Source organism: Pannonibacter sp., from assembly GCF_051860505.1.
GTDB lineage: Bacteria > Pseudomonadota > Alphaproteobacteria > Rhizobiales > Stappiaceae > Pannonibacter.
Map to the genome: position 1 here is coordinate 53,970 of NZ_JBHYDX010000016.1, position 20,282 is coordinate 74,251.

Below are 20,282 nucleotides of genomic sequence, written 5' to 3' on the forward strand. Positions count from 1 at the left end.
AGCAGCCCCATTAGGGCCAACTTCGTCCGTTTGCGCAACTATCAAACCAAAAATGCTTTCGATCTATACGACTATTGCGTAACTTGAATTTGCCTCGCAGGTGGATTTTGCATCGCACATAGGCGAGACCTGTGTGTGCCGGTTGCGGCCGGGCAGGCGTTAAGGAGTGAGACATGAGCCAGGCACCAGAAACCGGATCGTCCAAGGCCCCGCGCCGGCGCGACCAGCCCTGGATCTTCCGGACCTATGCGGGCCATTCCACGGCGGCAGAGTCCAACCGGCTGTACCGGACCAACCTCGCCAAGGGCCAGACCGGTCTCTCCATCGCCTTCGACCTGCCGACGCAGACGGGCTATGACCCGGACGATATGCTGGCGCGCGGCGAAGTGGGCAAGGTGGGCGTGCCGGTGGCGCATCTGGGCGACATGCGGACGCTGTTCAACGAAATCCCGCTGGAAAAGATGAACACGTCGATGACGATCAACGCCACCGCGCCCTGGCTGCTGGCGCTGTATGTGGCGGCCGCCGACGAACAGGGCGCGGACCGCAAGCTTCTGGCCGGCACGACGCAGAACGACATCATCAAGGAATATCTGTCGCGCGGAACCTATGTGTTTCCGCCCGCGCCATCGCTGCGGCTGACCGGCGACGTGATTGCCTGGACCTACAGCGAAATGCCGAAGTGGAACCCGATGAACGTGTGTTCCTATCACCTGCAGGAGGCCGGGGCGACGCCGGTGCAGGAACTGTCCTTTGCGCTGGCAACCGCAGTGGCAATCCTCGACGGCATGAAGGCCAGCGGGGCGATCCCCGAGGCGGAGTTTTCGCAGGCGGTCGGGCGTATCTCGTTCTTCGTCAATGCGGGGATGCGGTTCATCACCGAACTTTGCAAGATGCGCGCCTTCACCGAACTGTGGGACGAGATCTGCCGCGACCGCTATGGCATCACCGACGAGCGCTATCGCCGCTTCCGCTATGGCGTGCAGGTCAACTCGCTGGGCCTGACGGAACCGCAGCCGGAGAACAACGTCTACCGCATCCTGATCGAGATGCTGGCGGTGGTCCTGTCCAAAAACGCCCGGGCGCGCGCCGTGCAGCTGCCTGCCTGGAACGAGGCGCTGGGCCTGCCGCGGCCGTTCGACCAGCAGTGGTCGCTGCGCATGCAGCAGATCCTGGCCTATGAGACGGACCTGCTGGATTTCGATGACATTTTCGATGGCTCGTCGGTGATCACCGCCAAGGTAGAAGAGCTGAAGGCCGAGGCGCGCGAGGAACTGGCGCGGATCGACGCCATGGGCGGTGCCGTGGCTGCGGTGGAATCCTCCTATATGAAACAGAAGCTGGTGGAGGCGAACACGCGCCGGCTGGCCGGAATTGAAACCGGCGAGCAGATCGTCGTCGGCGTCAACAGGTGGACCGAAAGCGAGCCCTCACCGCTGGCCACCGGCGAGGATGGCGGCATTCTCACCGTACCGGAGCATGTGGAAGACGAGGCAATCGAACGGATCAAAGCCTGGCGCGCCGCGCGGGACGGGGCTGCTGTCGAGGCGGCGATTGCCGGGCTGAAGGCTGCCGCGCGCGAGGGGCGCAACATCATGGAGCCCTCGATCACGGCCGCCAAGGTGGGCGTGACCACCGGCGAATGGGGTGCGGCCTTGCGGGAAGTGTTCGGCGAGTACCGGGCCCCGACGGGCGTTGGCCGCGCGGCGCGGGACGATGCCGGTGACCTCACCGCCGTTCGGGAGAGCGTGGAAGCCGTGTCGCGCAAGCTGGGCCGGCGGGTGAAGTTCCTCGTCGGCAAGCCGGGACTGGACGGTCATTCCAATGGCGCGGAACAGATCGCCGTGCGGGCGCGCGATTGCGGCATGGAAGTCGTCTATGAAGGCATCCGCCTGACCCCGGCGCAGATCGTCAATGCGGCGCTGGAGGAGGGCGTGCATGTCATTGGCCTCTCCATCCTGTCCGGGTCGCATCTGGCGCTGGTGCGCGATGTGATGGACAAGCTGCGCGCAGTTGGCATTGGCGACGTTCCGGTCGTCGTCGGCGGCATCATTCCCGACGAGGATGCGCGCGCGCTGAAGGCGATGGGTGTTGCGGCCGTCTACACGCCGAAAGACTTCCAGCTGACCGACATCATGGCCGATGTTGTGCGGATCGTCGGCGAGCGTGGCGTTGAGGCGGCGTGAGAAGGCTGATGTGCCTTCCGGCGCATCGCTGTTCTGCAACGTTCATCGCGCTGTCCCGGCCTTGTGCTGGGACCTGTTCATCGTCTCCCTGCCGTTGCCAGACAGTTGCACTGCGGCGCCATCCTGACGGGTCCCGGCACAAGGCCGGGACGGCGCGTGGGGGGGCAGGTTGGGGCATGGCTACATCAAGCGCAGGCCGAAGTGGGTGGCGAAGGGCTGAAAGTCGCGGTCGCGCGTCAGCAGCCGATGGTCATTTGCAAGACAGAATGATGCAATGACGAGGTCCGGGAATTTTCGGATCGTGATGCCCTTGGCACGCAGGTCCCGATAGTATCGGGCCGCACTATAGGTCAGGTTCGGCGTGAGCATGGATGTGACAGAAAAGCTTTCCAGAACGCTGGCCAAAGCCGTCGCATGACGTTCGTCTCTTGCACCTCGCAGCACTTCCAGGAGGATGATGTCGCCGACCAGGATCTGTCGAGGTGCACTGATCGTGCGGAGGATCCGGACAGCTGGTTCCTGTGATCTGCCGGCGAAATGATCGATCCAGACCGAACTGTCGACCACGATCATGCTGCGTCGGGCTTCAGACGATCATAGTCAAGCACATCGGGCAGATCTTCCGGGGGACCCCAGCCATCACGCATCTCATCGAGATCGCCATCCCAGCCGATGCCTGCAGAATTGCGGATCACGGCCCGGAGCTCCTCGTCCTTGACGAGGCGGCGCAGGGCTTCTTCAACCACGGCCTTCTTGGTGGGCAGGCCGGTTGCAGCCATTGCCTTGGTCATGAGGTCGTCGTCGATGTCGATGTTGGTGCGCATGGCGCGCCCCCTGCGATGTGTATGATCATCCAAATCTATACACATCGCCTGTCTTCCGCAAGGTGAGACGCTTCCGCCTACTGCGCCTTGCGGTAGACCGAGGAGTTGATGAAGCTTTCGGTGTCCGTGATGTGCACGGTCTGGGTGACGGTCAGGGTGCGGCCGTCGGGGGAGAGCTCCCGGTCGGCGGTCATGATCACGGCGCCGCCGCGCAGGGCTTCGCTGACGAGATTGCTGTCACCGCGCAGGCCGTGACGCATGGCGTCGGCGAGGCCGCTTTTGCCGAGCTTCGTTTCAGCGCCGTTGGGCAGGGCGGTGAAGCTGTCGGTCTGGCTGGTGCCATCGGCGGCAACGCTGGTCATGGTGAACTTCAGCGTGCCGAAGTGATCTTCGATGGTCAGCGTGGCGCTCTGGGGCAACTCGCCGTGGTCGAATTCGCTCTCGTCCCGGTCGAAAATCCAGGTGCCGAAGAAGCGCTTGAGCGGGTCGGTCATCGGTGGGGCTCCTGTGCCATCGTCAGCCTTGACGGCTTGTTCTGGCCGGAACGGATAAGGCCGCAGCCGGCGGGATGCAAGCTGCGGCCTTCGAGATAAGCGGAGATGCCCGGGATCAGGCAGAAAGGGCGTTCAACTCAGCCACGATGGCGTCGCCCATCTGGGTGGTGCCGATGACGGTCGAGCCTTCCGAGGCGATGTCACGGGTGCGCAGGCCCTTGTCGAGGGTGGCCGAGATGGCGCGGTCGAGGAGGTCAGCCTCGGCGACCTTCTCGAAGGAGTAGCGCAGGCACATGGCGAAGGAGGCGATCATGGCGATCGGGTTGGCGGCACCCGAGCCCGCGATGTCCGGGGCCGAACCGTGCACCGGCTCGTAGAGGGCCTTACGCTTGCCCGTTGCTGCATCCGGCGCGCCGAGCGAGGCGGAGGGCAGCATGCCGAGCGAACCGGTCAGCATGGCAGCGACGTCCGACAGCATGTCGCCGAACAGGTTGTCGGTGACGATGACGTCGAACTGCTTCGGCCAGCGCACCAGTTGCATGCCGCCAGCGTCGGCCAGCATGTGGCTGAGCTTCACGTCAGAGAAGCGGGCGGCGTGGGTGGCGGTGACGACGTCGTTCCAGAGCACGCCGGACTTCATGACGTTGCGCTTTTCCATCGAGCAGACTTCGTTGCGGCGGGTGCGGGCCAGCTCGAAGGCGACGGCGGCGATGCGCTCGATCTCGTAGGTGTCATAGACCTGGGTGTCGATGCCGCGCTTCTGGCCGTTCGGCAGATCGATAATTTCCTTCGGCTCGCCGAAATAGACGCCGCCGGTCAGCTCGCGCACGATCAGGATGTCGAGGCCTTCGATGATCTCGCGTTTCAGCGAGGAGGCATCGGCCAGCGCCGGATAGCAGATCGCCGGACGCAGGTTGGCGAAGAGTTGCATGTCCTTGCGCAGGCGCAGGAGGCCAGCTTCCGGGCGCACGTCATAGGGCACCTTGTCCCACTTCGGGCCGCCGACGGCGCCGAAGATGACCGCATCGGCGGCCATCGCCTTGGCCATATCGGCCTCGGAGATCGACTTGCCATGGGCGTCATAGGCCGAGCCGCCAACCAGGCCCTGGTCCGTCTCGAAAGTGTCGCCGCCGCGTGCGTTGAACCAGGCGATGATCTTCGTGACCTCGGGCATGATTTCCGGACCGATGCCGTCGCCCGGCAGAAGAAGCAGCTTGTGGGTGGCCATGAGTGTTCCGTCCCGATCTTGTGTGAAATGTGGCTATGTCGGTAGCGGCTCGGCCCGACCTTTTCAAGCCAGACGAGCGGGCGTTTGCTCAAGCGTGATCGCGCGAAACGTCAAGTAACGCTGGCAAGGGCGGGGGCAGCAAGAACGGTGAGGTCGGCGTTGCCGCCGCAGACGAGGATGCCGATGCGCTCGCCGCGCTGTGGGACATAGCGGCCGCTGGTGAGAGCGGCGAGGGCGGCAGCGCCACCGGGTTCGGCAACGACCTGGGCCTCGCGCCAGAGGCGCTGCTGGGCTTCGCGGATGTCGTCGTCGCAGACAATGATGACGTCATCCACCGCCATGCGGCAGATGTCATAGACCAATTCGCCGCAGCGGCGGGCGCCGAGACTGTCGGCCGCAATGCCGCCGACCTCCACATCGACCGGTCCGCCCGCAGCAAGGGCTGCCGACAGGGAGCGGCAGCCCTCAGGCTCGACACCGATGACACGTGTCTTGCCGGCAAACCAGGTGGCGATACCGGAAATCAGGCCGCCACCACCGACGGCGACAAGCAGCGTGTCGAGGCCGCGCGTCTGGGCTTCCCATTCAAGGGCAAGGGTGCCCTGGCCGACAATGGTGGCCTCGGCGTCATAAGCGTGGATGTCGAGCGCGCCCGATGCCTCGCGCCAGGTCTCGCAGGTGCGGCGCGCTTCGGCATAGGTGGCCCCGCCGACCTCGACCTCTGCGCCATAGGCGCGGATGCGGGCGATCTTTGCCGGGGTAGCGATCTGCGGCACGAAGATGCGGGCGGGGATGTCGAGAGCCCGGGCAGCGAAAGCGACAGCCGCGCCATGGTTGCCGCCCGAGGCTGCCGTGACGCCGGAAAGCGGCACGTCCTGGCTGAGCAAGGAATTGAAGGCGCCGCGCGCCTTGAAAGATCCGCTGTGCTGCAGGGATTCCAGTTTCAGCGATGTTGCAAAAGGCAAGCCGAGATCGCCCTTGCGCAGTTGCAGCAAGGGTGTAACGCGAATATGCGGGGTGATGCGATCATAGGCGGCCTCGATGGCCGCAGCTGTAATTGGCATTTTCCTGTCCAGTCAGGCGGATTTCCTTATATGCTAAGGAATTCGCCGATGGGCCGCCAGAGGAGATTTATGGCCAGGAGTGTCATAACCCAACGAAATGCTTTGCGAAACCTAGCCTCTGGCATATGTCCGAGCAGACGGGTGCCGGCCAACGTGCCCACAAAGCCGCTGATGATCATCGCGGCAATCAGCCCGGCCCAGGGGGCGAAGGCAAAGCCGAGCAGGCCGAAGACAGCGATTTTCAGAACATGCATGGTCAGGGCGGTTGCGGCCTGGGTTGCAACGAAGCTCTGGCGCGGAATGTCGAGGCCGGACAGGACCGCCCCGCCGATGGGGCCGGCAGCGCCGAAGAACATGCTCAGCACCGTGGACACGAAGCCTGCGACGGCGATGGCCGGCTTCGGGGTGTGCTGGTAGCGCGGGGCCTTGCCCCAGACGGTCCAGAGCAGAAACAGGCCGATGCCGATGTTGAGCCAGACCTCGGGCAGGGTGATGGCGATCTGGCCGCCGACCAGGGCGCCCAGAACGGCGCCGGCGGCAAACCAGGCCATCAGGTCCCAGGCGATGTGCCGGACGAGCACGATGGCGCGGCCGGCATTGGAGCCGAGCTGCACCAGCCCATGCACCGGAACGAGGGCGGCCAGCGGCATGATGTTTGCCATCAACGCCAGCAGGGCCACGCCGCCGCCGAGGCCCACTGCAGCCGTCAGGGCCGAGGTAAAGAAGCTGGCGAGGATGAGCACAAGCGAGGACCAGACCGGCAGCTGATCCGGCAGAAGAAGGGCGAGCAGGTCCATGCTGAGGGCTCCTAGTCAGGACGGCCTGTTATCGCATGGGTCATTTTTGTATGCAAGTGTATGCAATGTCACTTGAGGGCCGTGGGAGCAGTCCCGGCTGAAGTGTCAAACGCCGAAGATCAGGGCGCAGCCGATGACCACGAGGGCCGCGCCGATCCATGCGCCAAGCGCCGGGCATTCGCGGGTGCGGGCCCATAGAAGCGGCAGCTGGATCGCCGGTGTGGTCGCTGACAGGGTGGAAATGATGCCGACTTCGCCGCCGGACAGGGCAAAGAGGATAAGCGTCATGCCGATGCCCATGCCCATGATGCCGGTCATGGCAACGCCGATGCCGACGCTCAGGGTCATCGGCTTCTGCGCTTTCACCATGGGCGTCGGCAGGGCGGCGATCAGCGTCAGGCCGAAGGCCGCTACGCCGATGCGCAGGGCGGAGGCGGCCACCGGATCGACACCAGCTTCCATGATGGGACGGGCAATGAGAGAGCCGACGGACTGCGACAGGGCGGCAGCCAGACCCAGGACAAGACCGATCCAGAGCGGTCCCTTGATCGCCTCCCACTGGTGCAACTGCGAGCGGCGCTTGCCGAAGCCGATGGCGAGGATGACGCCGGCAAAGGCCACGAGAACGCCGGCCAGCGCCTGACCGGACAGCGTCTCACCCAGGATGATCCAGCCGAGGAGGGCCGAGATCGGCGCGTTGAGCGAGAACAGCATCGCCGTGCGGCGCGGGCCGAGCCGGTTGAGCGAAAGAAACAGCGCCGTATCGCCGAGGAAGATGCCGATGAAGCCGGACAGGATCAGAGGCAGCAGATGTGCGCTGCCAATCGAGCCCCAACCAGGAACGACGGTGACATAGGCGGCAAGCACCGCAAACACCATCAGCATCCGGTAGCGGTTAAACGCGATAGCGCCGAGATGCTGGGACGGGGTGGTTGCGATGAGGCCAGTGACGGCCCACAGGGCAGCTGCGGCCAGGGCCGCGATTTCATAGACGTACATGAACACACACTGTGGGGCATGGCGAGTGAGGACCAGCCTGTGCCAGACCTCACCCGACTGGCGCGGAATCAGGCAGGGAGCACAGGCTTACCAGTCCAGGCGGCCTCAAAGAAAGCGAATTCCAGTTCGCACATGCGGGAGAAAATGGCGGAAACACGGGCTTGATCGGCTTGCGACAGCGCCGGACCGACCCGGTCCATTTCCGCGCGCAGCCAGCCGACAAAGCCTGAAAAGCCAGGTCCGGCATGGAGATCGATCCATTCCGCCAGCCAGAAGGCATCGGGCCGCGGGTGGGCCGCTTCCCGTTCGCCCCAGGTGAGATAGACCCATTCGGCGCAGAGCAGGCAGGCAAGGCCCTCGGCGTAGGTGCCCGCCCCGGCGCTGTCGAGCAACAGTTGCGCAAAGGCGCGGGTGACCGGTCCCTGGGCGGCCGAAACATAGGTCTCGGACGGCACGTTCAACGCCGCAAAGGACCGCAGGAAATAGTCGTTTTCTTCTGAGGTCAGAAGGGCGAGGAACCCTGCGAGCCGACGCTTGGCCGCCATGCTTGGCGCTTTGGCGACGAGATAGCCGAGGACCGAGGCGAGATCGGTGATGAACGTGTAGTCCTCGATCAGGTAGCGGACATAGGCCGCTTCCGGCATCGAGCCGTTGCCGATCGCGACGGTGAAGGGATGGCCGCAGGCCTGGTTCCATCTGTCGTCCGCTTGCGCAACCAGCCAGTCAGAGAAGCGGGCCTGCGGACGGGCGGCGGCATAGCCGGAAAAATGCGTGAGTTCGCTCATGACAAATCCTGGCTTGATAAAGAAAAATCCCGGGGCGCTGGGCCCCGGGATAACAGTCTGAAGTTCAGATCACGCAGTCTCAGGCGGCCTGCTTCTTCGGGGTCAGCAGGCGGCGGTTGACCAGCACTTCGGCGATCTGGATCGCGTTGAGTGCGGCACCCTTGCGCAGGTTGTCTGCGACCACCCAGATGTTGAGGCCGTTCTCGATGGTCGCGTCCTCGCGGATGCGCGAGATGTAGGTGGCGTCTTCACCGGCGGTTTCGTAAGGCGTGATGTAGCCACCGTCCTCGTGCTTGTCGATCACAAGGCAGCCCGGAGCCTCGCGCAGGATGTCGCGGGCTTCATCGGCCGTGATCGGACGCTCGAACTCGATGTTGACGCTTTCCGAGTGGCTGATGAACACCGGCACGCGGACGGCCGTGCAGGTCAGCTTGATCTTCGGGTCGAGGATCTTCTTGGTCTCGGCCATCACCTTCCACTCTTCCTTGGTGTAGCCGTCTTCCATGAAGACGTCGATGTGCGGAATGAGGTTGAAGGCGATGCGCTTGGTGAACTTGGTGTTCTCGACCGGGTCGTTGACGAAGATGGCGCGGGTCTGGTTGAACAGCTCTTCCATCGCTTCCTTGCCGGCGCCGGACACCGACTGGTAGGTAGAAACGACAACGCGCTTGATGCCGGCTGCTTCATGCAACGGCTTCAGGGCGACAACGAGCTGGGCCGTCGAGCAGTTCGGGTTGGCGATGATGTTCTTCTTGGTGAAGCCGGTGATGGCATCGGCATTCACTTCCGGAACGATCAGCGGGACGTCCGCGTCGTAGCGCCAGGCGGAGGAGTTGTCGATGACAACGCAGCCCTTGGCACCGATCTTCGGCGCCCACTCCTTGGCGACAGTGCCGCCGGCGGACATGAGGCAGATGTCGGTGTCGGAGAAGTCGTAGTTTTCGAGCGCCTGGACCTTCAGCGTCTTGTCGCCAAAGGATACTTCCGTGCCAAGCGACCGGCGCGAGGCGAGAGCGACGACTTCGTCGGCCGGGAACCCGCGCTCGGCCAGAATGTCCAGCATTTCGCGGCCCACATTGCCCGTGGCGCCAACAATCGCAACCTTGTAACCCATGATCTTGTTCCTCGTCCGTCTCCCCGAGACCTGGCACCGTGAAGTCTCACGCCTGCCTGGCTCTCTGGCACCCCACCATCCCGGGGGAGCGCGGGACGAGAGGCACCATCAACGGGTAGTTTTGGTGGTCGTTTTGGTGAGTTTAGCGGCGGTGACGAGCGTGCGAGCGCGAGCAGCGACGGCGGTTGCCATCGTCATCATGCCCGTCATGTCGGCTGCGTGCCGAATGCTCATAACTCGTCTTTCCTGTCCCAGACCGGGCAAGGTTGTGACCCGGAACCCCCATCTTGTCAATATTTCATTGCGCGGTGCGGGATGGCGACCCGGCCGTCAGGCCGGGGCACTGTGTTTCAGGTCAGGGCCGAGGGTCACTGCGGCGAAGACGAGAGAGAGCACCGAGCACAGCGCGATGGCTGCGACCATCGGGAGAACCGTGCCGTCAAAGAACGGACTGCTCGCCACGATCATCAGTCCGCCAGCCACCATCTGCAGCGTGCCGCCAAGCGAAGAGGCAAGGCCGGCGTTCTCGCCGTGATCGTCGAGTGCCATCACCATGGTGGGAGCAATGACGAGGCCCAAGAAGGCATTGCCGAGGAACAGCAGCGCCATGACCAGCCAGAGGCTGTCATTGCCGAGGGCAACCAGCACCAGCAGCAGGCAGGCCGTTGCGGCAAAGCCGAGCACAGCGAAGAAGGCCGCGCGGGCCATGCCGAAGCGCTGGCCCAAGCCGGCGGCCAACTGTGAGGTAGCAAAGAAGCCGATGGCATTGAGTGCAAAGGCCAGGCTGAAGCCGATGGGCGACAGGCCGTAGTGCGACATGTAGACAAAGGCGGCCGAGGCGATGAAGACGAAGAAGCTCGCCATGCCGAAGCCGCCGATGAAGGTGAGCCCGAGGAAACGGCCATCCTTCAAAAGGTCCAGGCATCCGCGCAGCATTGCGCCGCCACGCAAGGGCACGCGCTTGTCCGGTGCCAGGGTTTCGGGCAGCTGGAACGCGGTCAAAGCCATCGCGACGATGGCGGCGCCCGCCAATGCCAGGAAGATCAGCCGCCAGCTGCCAACCGCGATGATTGCCGATCCGGTCAGCGGGGCGAGCATCGGCGATATGCTGATCACAAGCATGATCAGGGCCATCAGCCGGGTTGCATCTGCGCCGGTGTGCAGGTCGCGGATCACCGCGCGCGGGATCACCATGACTGCAGCGGCGCCAAGCGCCTGAATGAAGCGGCCGACGGTAAGCCAGAGGATATCCGGCGCAAAGGCGCAGACAGCCGAGCCGGCGATGAAGATGACAAGACCGGCATAGATCGGCGGCTTGCGGCCAACCCAGTCGGCCAGCGGGCCATAGACCAGCTGGGCGATGCCGAAGGCGAGGAAGTAGGCGGTGAAGGTGAACTGGGCGGCGGCAATGGTTGTGCCGAGATCGTCGGCGATCTGTGGCAGGGCTGGCAAATAGAGATCCACCGCGAAGGGGCCAACGCAGGCCAGTAGCCCGAGCACGATCGCCGAGCGAGCAAAGCTGATTTGCATGTGTGAGGGTCCGTCAAACGGGGAACAGGCGGGAGCCGAAACGGCCGGTGTCTCATGAAGGGCTAAATGGCCGCGCTTGTCGACCGGAAACCGCAGGCTTCCGCCGTTTTCGTTTGAGGTGTTGCAATGCAACGACTGCCGCTGCGGCGGTTTGCTCTGGCGACAGGCACTTGTATCCCAGGGTCTCATGCGCTCAGGGATCGTTGTTTTTCGCGGTTTTGAAAGCGCGATGTCCCGCGTTGGCTAAACCGGAGATTGTTGCGGCGTGTCACGGAAGATTCATCGGAGTGTCACGTCGGATGCATCAAACCTCAACTAGCGTGCCTCCCGCATTGTAATTTTTCTCACATATTGGAGGCACTCATGGGTTCTCTGCGCGGCCAGCTTCTGGCCAGCCTCAGCTTCCTCGTTGCAACCGCCGGCACAGCCAACGCCGCGGACGCATTCTTCAGCCGTATCGCGACGATGCCCGTCTACAAGACCCTCGGCGAGGGCGTTGATCCGGCGACGCAGACGTCTGCCGAGATCGTGACCGCGACCAAGGACGGCATGACGCTGATCTTCACCGACAGCCCGTCCAGCTCCCTGGTCTTTGTCGACGTCTCCACCGCGTCCGCACCCAAGCCGGCCGGCCGCATCGACATGGGCGGCGAGCCGACCTCCGTTACCACTTCGGCCAAGTTTGCCCTGGCTGGCGTGAACACCAGCGAGAGCTACGTCAAGCCGTCAGGCCATGTTGCTGTTGTCGACCTGGCGACCCAGGCGATTGTCGCCACCTGTGACGTCAAGGGGCAGCCGGACTCGGTCGGGATCTCGCCGGATGGCAAGTTCCTCGCCATTGCGATCGAAAACGAGCGTGACGAAGAGCTGAACAAGGGCGCGCTTCCGCAGATGCCGGCCGGCCATGTCGCGATCCTCGATCTCGACGCCGACGGCAAGCCGGTCAATTGCGACGCCACCCGCATCGTCGAGATGACGGGTCTGGCTGATGTGGCAGGTGAAGATCCGGAGCCGGAATACGTCGCCATCAACGCGGCCAACGTGGCTGTCGTAACGCTGCAGGAAAACAATCATCTCGCCCTGATCGATCTGGCTTCCGGCAAGGTGACGGGGCACTTCTCCGCCGGGACCGCCAGCGCGGAAGCGGTTCCGGTCGCAAAGGGCGTCAGCTCAGACGCCTCGGGCAACACCGAAAACGTCAAGCGCGAGCCGGACGCGGTTGCCTGGCTCGACAATGACCGTTTCATCACCGCCAATGAAGGCGATTATGAAGGCGGTTCGCGTGGCTTCACCATCTTCAATACCAAGGGTGAAGTGCTGTTCGACAGCGGCAACCAGCTGGAACACATCGCCATGGCGCATGGCCACTATCCGGCCAAGCGTGCCTCCAAGAAGGGCAATGAGCCGGAAGGCGTTGCCGTTGGCACCTTTGGCGGTCAGACATACTTCTTCATCAATTCTGAACGCGCCAACATGGTTTCGGTCTACAAGGACACCGGCGCTGCGCCTGAATTCGTGCAGGTGCTGCCGACACACGTCGGTCCGGAAGGGGTCTTGACCATCCCTTCGCGCAACCTGTTCGTGGTTGCAAACGAGGTGGATGATGCGGAAGCTCCGGTGCGCGCCCAGGTCGGTCTCTATGAGTTCGGTGCGGCCAAGCCGGCCTATCCGTCCATCGTGTCGGTGAAGGACCCGGAAACCGGCGCACCGATCGGCTGGGGTGCCTTGTCTGCGCTGGCCGCTGACAAGACCGATCCGAACAAGGTCTATGCCGTCTCCGACAGCTTCTACGACAAGGCCCGCATCTTCACGCTGGACGTGTCCAAGCAGCCGGTCGAGATCGTCTCCTATGTCAACGTCACCGGCGGCACGCCGAAGAAGTTCGACCTGGAAGGCATCGCGCTTGCCAAGGATGGCGGCTTCTGGCTGGCCAGCGAGGGCAACCCGGAAAAGGAAGGCATTCCGCATCTTCTGGTGAAGACGGATGCCAATGGCAAGGTGCTCGAAGAGATCGCCCTGCCGGACGCGGTTGTCGCCCAGTCCAAGCGCTTTGCCTTTGAAGGCGTTGCCGAATTCGAACGCGATGGCAAGACGATGGTGATCGTCGCCGTGCAGCGCGAGTGGGGCGATGACCCGAAGGGCATGGTCAAACTGGCGCTGTACAACCCGGCTGACAAGTCCTGGGGCTTCGTCCATTACCCGCTCGACAAGGCCAAGAGCCCGGCTGGCGGCTGGGTCGGCCTGTCGGAAATCACGCATCTGGGCGGCGAGCGTTTTGCCGTGCTGGAGCGCGACAACCAGGGCGGCGAGATGGCTGCCATCAAGCAGATCACCGTCATTGACCTGGCCGGCGTGACCCCGGCCAAGGCGGGCGAGACGCTGCCGGTGGTGACCAAGGCCGTGAAGCTGGACGTGCTGCCGGCGCTCGCCGAAGGCAATGGCTGGCTGCTTGACAAGCCGGAAGGCTTCACCGTGACCGCCGATGGCAAGATGATCCTCGTCACCGACAACGACGGCGTCGATGACGCCCCGGGCGAGACCAAGATCCTCATGCTCGGCGATGCTGCCAAGCTGAACTGATCCGGTTCATCGTTGAATGAGAAAAGCCCGGGTGCGTGAGCGCCCGGGCTTTTTGCTTGGGGGGTGGGGTGCCGGGCAGCGCGCACTGCTTCTTCGTCGCTCCTGCGCAGGCAGGAGCCCAGTAATCGGGGCTTGGGGTGTTTTTCTCTGCGCCTGAAGATCATATTGGTTCAGGGGTTACCAGGCTCCTGCCTGCGCAGGAGCGACGCGAGAGTGCAGTGTCGACCTGTCAGCCCTCACTGCAATGCCCCGGTCTCCTCAACCTGCCCGTTCCAGCGCGCGTTCGGCGAGGCGGACCCAGAAGGAGCTGCCGACGGGGATGAGGGTGTCGTTGAAGTCGTAGCGCGGGTGGTGAAGCCCGGCGCTGTCGCCGTTGCCGGCGAAGATATAGGCACCGGGACGTTCCAGCAGCATGTAGGAGAAGTCCTCGCCGCCCATCATCGGCTCGACCTTGCGATTGACGCGGCCGGGACCGGCGATCTCGTCGGCGATGCTGGCGGCAAATTCGGTCTCGGCTTCGTGGTTGAAGGTGACCGGATAGCCGCGCCGGAACTGGATCTCGGCCGTGGCGCCAAAGGCGGCGCAGACGGAGCCGGTGATCAGGCGCAGGCGCTCTTCGGCAAGCGCGCGGGTTTCCGGCGTCAGGCTGCGGATGGTGCCGCGCAGGATGGCGGTTTCCGGAATGACGTTGAAGGCGGTGCCAGCCTCGAAGACGGTGACCGAGACGACAACCGACTGCAGCGGATTGACGGTGCGGCTGGCAATGGTCTGCAGGGCGCCGACGAGCTGGCTGCCGATGACGATGGGATCAATGGTTTCCTGCGGCTTGGCGGCATGGCCGCCGCGGCCGGAAATCTCGATCTTGAACTCGTCGGTGGCCGCCATGATCGGGCCGGTGCGGATGGCGAACTCGCCGACGGGAAGGCCGGGCATGTTGTGCATGCCGTAGACTTCGTCGATGGCCCAGCGGGTGAGCAGACCGTCGTCGATCATGGCCTTGGCGCCAGCGCCGCCTTCTTCGGCAGGCTGGAAGATCACCACGACGGTGCCGTCGAAATTGCGTGTCTCGGCGAGATACTTGGCGGCACCCAGCAGCATCGACGTATGGCCGTCGTGGCCGCAGGCGTGCATCTTGCCGGGGATTTTGGAGGCATAGGGCAGACCGGTTGCTTCCTCGATCGGCAGGGCGTCCATGTCGGCGCGCAGGCCGATGACCTTGCCGGCGCCGCCGTTGCGGCCCTTGATGACGCCGACGACGCCAGTCTTGCCGATGCCGGTTGTCACCTCGTCGAGGCCGAAGCTCGTCAGCAGTTCGGCGACACGGGCGCCAGTGCGGACGGTTTCGTAGAGCACTTCCGGGTTCTCGTGGAAATCGCGGCGCCAGGCGGCAATTTCATCGGTGAGATCGGCAAGGCGGTTGACGATCGGCATTCACGGCTCCTGGGGTGTTTTGATCCGGCGCAGCATCGGCGCCCGCGAGACAGGTCTGTATTGGAAGGGTTTGGCGCAGAAAGTGCAAGTCACATCGGCAGGGCGGCGGGACGGGCGCAATTCACGCCGGAGCGCGGTAGCGATAGACGCTGGTCTTTTTCACTTCCGAATCCTCCAGGCTGCGGATCACCGGGACCGTGTAGGTGGCCAGATGGTCGAGGCGATCCTTCGGCAGGTAGGAACGACCCGGATCGCCAACCAGAATGATGCTTTTGTCCGGATCCATGCGGCCAAGCCAGGCGAGGATGCGGTTGCTCATCGGCAGCTCGTAGAAGACATCACCGCAGACGAGAACATCGACCTCGGGCGGGGCCTCGCCGGTGATATCGCCGAGCCGCGTGGCAATTCCGACGCTGTTGAGATCGGCGTTCATCTCGATGGAGGCAATGGCGAAAGCGTCGATCTCGACAGCCAGGACCTCGCGTGCGCCGGCAAGTTTCGCTGCGATGGCGACCACGCCGGAGCCGGCGGCGAAATCCAGCACGCGCTTGCCGGCGACGAGGTCCGGATTGTCGAGGATGTAGCGGGCGAGGGCCTGGCCACCGGCCCAGGCAAAGGCCCAGAAGGGCGGCGGCAGGCCGATCTCACCGAGTTCATCCTCCGTCTTCTGCCAAAGGTCCATGGCCTCGGAGGCCAGATGCAGCCGGATCTCGGACGCATGGGGAACCGGCAGCACCTCGGTGTTGCTGCGGATGAAGTCCTTCGGATCGACGATGCCAGCCATCACAGGGCCTTTCGGGTTCGAGGCAGGGCGGCCGGCGGTGAGGGCTTCACCGCAGACCGGTCTCAGGCGAGCTGGTTACACATCCGGATTCAGCCCGCCCATTTCGCAGACGATTTTCCACTCCTCCTCGGTCACCGGCTGCACCGACAGGCGCATGGAGGTGACGAGGGCCATCTGGGCCAGGCGCGGCTCGGCCTTCACGGCCGCCAGGCTGACCGGGCGGGGAACATCGCAGACGGCACGGAAATGCACGCAGTCCCAGCGGGGATCGTCCGAGGTGCTGTCGGGCGCAATGCCGCTGCAGACCTCGGCGACGCCGACGACTTCCTTGCCTATGTTGGAATGGTAGAAGAAGGCACGGTCGCCGAGCTGCATCGCGCGCATGTTGTTGCGAGCGAGATAGTTGCGCACGCCGGTCCATTCCTCACCGGCGGCTCCCTTGGCCTTCTGATGGTCCCAGGACCAGACATCAGGCTCGGACTTGATCAGCCAGTAGCGCAAGTTACTTGGCCTCCGGGTTCTTGATCACCCAGTTCCAGGCCTTGATCTCGACGCTCTCGAACAGGCCGGCGTGGGCATAGGGGTCCTGCTGCGACACGGCCAGGGCCTCGTCACGGCTCTCCGCCTCGATGATGACGAGGCTGCCGGTCATGGCGCCCGAATCGTCGAGGAAGGGGCCCGCGGCCTTCAGGCGGTCGCCCAGGCCTTTCAGGAAGTCCACATGCGCAGGGCGGGTGTCGAGACGGACTTGCAGGGAATTCGGCTTGTCCTTGCAGATCAGGGCATACAGCATGCGGGGGTCTCCGGCGTTGGCAGGTCGAGGCAACCTATGCGGCCTTGGCCGCGAACTCAATCGCTGCTCGCCTCGCGCTTCAAGGGGCGGTTCATCAGCGCGGTCAGGGCCTCGTCGATGGTCATCTGGCCGTCCAGCACGCCGGCAACGGCCTCGCACACCGGAAGCGCCACCTTGTGGCGGCGGCCGAGTTCAACGGCGATGCGGGCGGAGTGGGCGCCTTCTGCAAGTTTCTCGCCTGCGGCGATCAGATCCCCCGGCGTGCGGCCTTCGCCGAGCTTCTGGCCGAAGGCGAAATTGCGGGACTGGGCCGAGGAGCAGGTGAGCACGAGATCGCCAAGGCCCGACAGGCCCGTCAGCGTCTCGGGCCTTGCGCCCATGGCACTGCCCAGCCGCGACAGTTCGGCAAAGCCGCGTGCGGTCAGCGCTGCCTGGGCGCTGGCCCCCAGCTTGCGGCCGACGACGGCACCGCAGGCAATCGCCAGCACGTTCTTCAGCGCGCCGCCGATCTGGGCTCCGATGATGTCGGTCGAGGCGTATGGGCGGAAGCTGGCGGAGGCGAGCGCGCGGGCCAGTGCATCGGCGACATCGCCATCGCCGGCGGCAATTGTGACCGCTGTGGGTAGCCCACGCGCGACGTCCATCGCAAAGCTCGGGCCGGACAGAACGGCCGGATGGGCCTCAGGCGCTTCTTCGGCCAGGATTTCCGACAGGAGATGTCCGGTGCCGCGCTCGATGCCCTTGGCGCAGAGGACGACCGGGGTGCCGGGCTTCAGATGCGGCTTCAGGCTGGCGGCGAGGCTGCGCGTGGTCTGGGCCGGTGTGACCAGCAGCAGGGCGTCAGCGGTCGCGGCCTCTGCCAGATCGGTGGTGGCAGTGAGGCGTTCGTCGAAGGTGATGCCCGGCAGATAGGCGCTGTTGCTCTGGCGGCTGCGCAATTCACTGACAAGCGCGGTGTCACGGGCCCACAGGGTGACGGCGCGGCCGGCGCGGGCGGCGGAGAGCGCAAGGGCCGTGCCCCAGGCACCGCCACCGATCACACCGATGCTGTCGTAGTTTGGCATGGTCAGCCTCCGGTCACGCGCTGGCGCAGCAGGGGCAGCTGCGCATCAAAGCCCTCGTAAAACGCCGCAGGATCGACCTCTTCATCAAGATCAAGCCAGAACAGGCGGAAGCGGATCGGTTCGCCGCCGTCATTCGGCGTCATCTCGAAATGCTCCCACTCGTCCCGGCCGATCCGGGCCAAGCGGGCGTGGAAATGCCGCCGGCGATGCAGGTCGCGGCCACGGCCGTTGTCGAACAGGTGGTCCTGGTCGGCGAGGTGATCAAGCGCCCCATCGAGGACAAGGCCGGTTTCCTCGTGAAACTCGCGCCGCGCGCCGATGAGATGGCTTTCGCCCGGATCCAGAGTGCCGCCGGGGACCTGAAGCCCGACATCCGGCTGATCAGGCTGGCTGAACACCAGGAGCTTGCGGCCGCAGGTCAGATAGACATAGGCCTTGTGAAGCACGCGCATGAAAGGGCATCCGGAACGACGAGGGCCCCCTGCCTAGCAAGTTCGCGGGCGACTGTGAACCGGGCAAGCAGCGTTGAATGTCCAATCAGAAAGAAATGCAGTCATCCGGTTTGCCACGAACTGCCATCACGGGGCAGCCGGCGATCCGGATCAAAGATCCTGACCTGATGCGGAAGCTCTTCGCCCCATTGCCATAGAACGAGGTTCCTGTGCTCGGGCCTTGCGCCTGGTGCGAAGGATCGTACGAGAATGCCTGCGGAGCCTGCTGCAATCAGAGTGCTTGCAATAGTCCAGGTGGGCGGGATGCGAGTGTCGGCTTTCAAGCGATGCCATGCACTTTGCATGTCCTGCAGGGTAATGCCGCGCGCGGTTCGAGTTTCCGGATCGGTCAAGTCAACGATGTCCGAACAATCAACGTCATACTGGACGAGTGTGAGCGGGTGCATGCGATTGCCGAAGCCATGGGACATTTCGGCCAGAACGCCTTCGACCGTTGAGGCGAGATAAACGGCAGGTGTCCCGGCCGGGTTCCACCGCCCGCCATGCAGCCTTGCGCCTTCTCCCGACAGCGGCGCCCAAGACCACCTCGGGTCATGGCCGCGAAAAAAGGTGCCTTCTATTCGCACCGTTCAGGCAAAAGCGCCGGTTGCGACAGCATCGAGGTAGTCGCGGACAGCTTCGGCCTCGCCCGCCTTTACGAGCGATTCTGCCGTGCGGTCGCCGAAGGCGGGGATAGGAAATGCTCGGTACCAACGCCGTGCTTCCTCCTCTCCGCCAGCCCATCTTTCGACCCGAGCGACAATCTCGTCGCCATCAGAGACGATAAAGGATCGGGGCGTAGCTCCTGCTGTTTTCTTGTTCGGTCGCGCCATCGGGACGTTCTCCTAGTGACGCCCATTATATGGCAATTTTGTTGTGATTGCACCTGGGGGCGCAGGTCACACCTTCGCGCCTTTCTTGCCGGCGCCGAGGAGGCTGGCGGAGGTTTCGTCGAGGGGCCAGCGGGGGCGGGGGGCGACGGACTGGTCGTCCAGGGTCGCTCCCGCACGCGCGGCAATGTCGAGCCGTTCGATGCCGGCCCAGGCGATCATCGCGGCGTTGTCGGTGCACAGGCGGTGCGGCGGGGCGACGAAGCGGGCGCCGGCATTGCGGCAGGCACCATCCAGCGCGGCGCGGATTTCGGAATTGGCAGCGACACCGCCCGCAACTACAACGACCTTTTCAGCGTCCGGAAAGCGCTCGGCGAAGAGGGCGAGGGCCGTGCGGGTGCGATGGGCGAGCACATCGGAGACGGCGCGCTGGAAGCTGGCGCAGAGGTCTCGCGCGGTCTGTTCGTCGACCGGCTGGGCTTTTTCGGTGGCATTGCGCAGGGCCGTCTTGAGGCCGGCGAAGGACATGTCGAGGCCGGGCCGGTCGAGCAGCGGGCGCGGCAGGGCGAAGCGCTTGGGATCGCCCTCGCGGGCCATGCGTTCGACGGCGGGGCCGCCGGGATAGGGCAGGCCGAGGAGCTTGGCCGTCTTGTCGAAGGCCTCGCCAATGGCATCGTCGATGGTGGACCCGAGGCGCTCGTAGTCACCGACACCCTTCACCAGCAGGAACTGGGTGTGGCCGCCGGAGACGAGCAGCAGGAGATAGGGAAACGCCAGGTCATCCGTCAGGCGCGGGGTCAGGGCGTGGCCTTCGAGATGGTTGATCGCCAGCAGCGGCTTGCCGGCGGCCATGGCGATGGCCTTGGCCGTCATCAAGCCGACAATGACGCCGCCGATAAGTCCTGGGCCTGCAGTTGCCGCTACGGCGTCAATGTCATCGAAGCCTACGCCGGCCTCGGCCATGGCTTCGGCAACGATGCGGTCAAGTACGGCGATGTGGGCCCGGGCGGCGATTTCCGGTACCACGCCGCCAAACTCGGTGTGTTCGTCGATCTGGGAGCGGATGACATTGGAGAGGATCTGCGGCGCGTTGAAGCCTCGAACGACGGCGGCTGCCGTTTCATCGCAACTGGTCTCGATGCCAAGGACGGTCAGTGTGGAATGATCTGGCAGCATGGACTTGTCCGGTGTTCTTGCGGATCGGTGCGGGATCAAATGTCGGCTTCGGCCAATCGGGCCCGGCCTCAAGACCCGCATACGGGATCGTGCCGCATTGGCCTGTGGCGCA

Annotated in this window: 21 protein-coding genes; 2 read left to right on the plus strand and 19 right to left on the minus strand. The window is 64.4% G+C overall.

What is annotated here, in order from left to right:
* Nucleotides 1-173: 173 nt before the first annotated feature.
* Nucleotides 174-2,186: a methylmalonyl-CoA mutase family protein gene (locus ACTIFE_RS12635; RefSeq protein ID WP_439529510.1), complete on the plus strand. Its 2,013-nt coding sequence runs from the start codon at nt 174-176 to the stop codon at nt 2,184-2,186.
* A 180-nt stretch (nt 2,187-2,366) separates the two neighbouring features.
* Here the strand turns inward: ACTIFE_RS12635 and vapC are convergent, their stop codons facing one another.
* The 10 genes from vapC to ACTIFE_RS12685 form a co-directional block, all read right to left on the minus strand.
* Nucleotides 2,367-2,759 carry a type II toxin-antitoxin system VapC family toxin gene (gene vapC / locus ACTIFE_RS12640; protein ID WP_439529511.1) on the minus strand — a complete coding sequence of 131 codons (393 nt, stop codon included), beginning with the start codon at nt 2,757-2,759 and terminating at the stop codon, nt 2,367-2,369.
* A complete protein-coding gene (locus tag ACTIFE_RS12645) occupies nt 2,756-3,010 on the minus strand; it encodes a type II toxin-antitoxin system VapB family antitoxin (RefSeq protein ID WP_439529512.1) in 255 nt (84 codons plus the stop codon). The genes vapC and ACTIFE_RS12645 overlap by 4 nt, the downstream gene beginning before the upstream one ends.
* A gap of 77 nt (nt 3,011-3,087) precedes the next feature.
* On the minus strand, nt 3,088-3,504 hold the full coding sequence (locus ACTIFE_RS12650; RefSeq protein WP_439529513.1) for a hypothetical protein: 417 nt from the start codon (nt 3,502-3,504) through the stop codon (nt 3,088-3,090).
* A gap of 115 nt (nt 3,505-3,619) precedes the next feature.
* Nucleotides 3,620-4,732, minus strand: coding sequence for a 3-isopropylmalate dehydrogenase (gene leuB / locus ACTIFE_RS12655; protein ID WP_439529514.1), 1,113 nt, complete (start codon nt 4,730-4,732; stop codon nt 3,620-3,622).
* A gap of 110 nt (nt 4,733-4,842) precedes the next feature.
* Nucleotides 4,843-5,796: a threonine/serine dehydratase gene (locus ACTIFE_RS12660; protein WP_439529515.1), complete on the minus strand. Its 954-nt coding sequence runs from the start codon at nt 5,794-5,796 to the stop codon at nt 4,843-4,845.
* A gap of 26 nt (nt 5,797-5,822) precedes the next feature.
* Nucleotides 5,823-6,593, minus strand: a complete 771-nt coding sequence (locus tag ACTIFE_RS12665; protein ID WP_439529516.1) for a sulfite exporter TauE/SafE family protein — start codon at nt 6,591-6,593, stop codon at nt 5,823-5,825.
* 105 nt (nt 6,594-6,698) lie between these two features.
* Complete coding sequence (locus ACTIFE_RS12670) at nt 6,699-7,592, minus strand: DMT family transporter (RefSeq protein ID WP_106753729.1); 894 nt, start codon at nt 7,590-7,592, stop codon at nt 6,699-6,701.
* Between the two features lie 68 nt (nt 7,593-7,660).
* Nucleotides 7,661-8,377 (minus strand): TenA family protein, encoded by a 717-nt coding sequence (locus ACTIFE_RS12675; RefSeq protein WP_439529517.1) that lies wholly within the window; start codon nt 8,375-8,377, stop codon nt 7,661-7,663.
* A 79-nt stretch (nt 8,378-8,456) separates the two neighbouring features.
* Nucleotides 8,457-9,491, minus strand: coding sequence for an aspartate-semialdehyde dehydrogenase (locus ACTIFE_RS12680; protein ID WP_439529518.1), 1,035 nt, complete (start codon nt 9,489-9,491; stop codon nt 8,457-8,459).
* A gap of 330 nt (nt 9,492-9,821) precedes the next feature.
* Nucleotides 9,822-11,021: a multidrug effflux MFS transporter gene (locus ACTIFE_RS12685; protein WP_439529519.1), complete on the minus strand. Its 1,200-nt coding sequence runs from the start codon at nt 11,019-11,021 to the stop codon at nt 9,822-9,824.
* 363 nt (nt 11,022-11,384) lie between these two features.
* Between ACTIFE_RS12685 and ACTIFE_RS12690 the strand changes: the two genes are divergently transcribed.
* Nucleotides 11,385-13,601, plus strand: a complete 2,217-nt coding sequence (locus ACTIFE_RS12690) for an esterase-like activity of phytase family protein (protein WP_439529520.1) — start codon at nt 11,385-11,387, stop codon at nt 13,599-13,601.
* A 258-nt stretch (nt 13,602-13,859) separates the two neighbouring features.
* Here ACTIFE_RS12690 and ACTIFE_RS12695 read toward each other — a convergent pair whose 3' ends face one another.
* The 9 genes from ACTIFE_RS12695 to tsaD form a co-directional block, all read right to left on the minus strand.
* A complete protein-coding gene (locus ACTIFE_RS12695; protein WP_439529521.1) occupies nt 13,860-15,032 on the minus strand; it encodes a M20 aminoacylase family protein in 1,173 nt (390 codons plus the stop codon).
* Between the two features lie 121 nt (nt 15,033-15,153).
* Entirely contained in the window at nt 15,154-15,816 is a 663-nt protein-coding gene (locus ACTIFE_RS12700) for a class I SAM-dependent methyltransferase (RefSeq protein WP_439529522.1), read from the minus strand.
* 75 nt (nt 15,817-15,891) lie between these two features.
* Complete coding sequence (locus tag ACTIFE_RS12705) at nt 15,892-16,317, minus strand: EVE domain-containing protein (RefSeq protein ID WP_439529523.1); 426 nt, start codon at nt 16,315-16,317, stop codon at nt 15,892-15,894.
* A gap of 1 nt (nt 16,318) precedes the next feature.
* Complete coding sequence (locus ACTIFE_RS12710) at nt 16,319-16,609, minus strand: YciI-like protein (RefSeq protein ID WP_439529524.1); 291 nt, start codon at nt 16,607-16,609, stop codon at nt 16,319-16,321.
* A gap of 56 nt (nt 16,610-16,665) precedes the next feature.
* Nucleotides 16,666-17,673: an NAD(P)H-dependent glycerol-3-phosphate dehydrogenase gene (locus tag ACTIFE_RS12715; protein ID WP_439529525.1), complete on the minus strand. Its 1,008-nt coding sequence runs from the start codon at nt 17,671-17,673 to the stop codon at nt 16,666-16,668.
* Nucleotides 17,674-17,675: 2 nt separating this feature from the next.
* A complete protein-coding gene (locus ACTIFE_RS12720; RefSeq protein ID WP_439529526.1) occupies nt 17,676-18,125 on the minus strand; it encodes an NUDIX hydrolase in 450 nt (149 codons plus the stop codon).
* Nucleotides 18,126-18,226: 101 nt separating this feature from the next.
* Nucleotides 18,227-18,751, minus strand: coding sequence for an RES family NAD+ phosphorylase (locus tag ACTIFE_RS12725; protein WP_439529527.1), 525 nt, complete (start codon nt 18,749-18,751; stop codon nt 18,227-18,229).
* A 3-nt stretch (nt 18,752-18,754) separates the two neighbouring features.
* Nucleotides 18,755-18,997, minus strand: coding sequence for an MbcA/ParS/Xre antitoxin family protein (locus ACTIFE_RS12730; RefSeq protein ID WP_439529528.1), 243 nt, complete (start codon nt 18,995-18,997; stop codon nt 18,755-18,757).
* A gap of 66 nt (nt 18,998-19,063) precedes the next feature.
* Nucleotides 19,064-20,149, minus strand: coding sequence for a tRNA (adenosine(37)-N6)-threonylcarbamoyltransferase complex transferase subunit TsaD (tsaD, locus tag ACTIFE_RS12735; protein WP_439529570.1), 1,086 nt, complete (start codon nt 20,147-20,149; stop codon nt 19,064-19,066).
* Between the last annotated feature and the right edge of the window lie 133 nt (nt 20,150-20,282).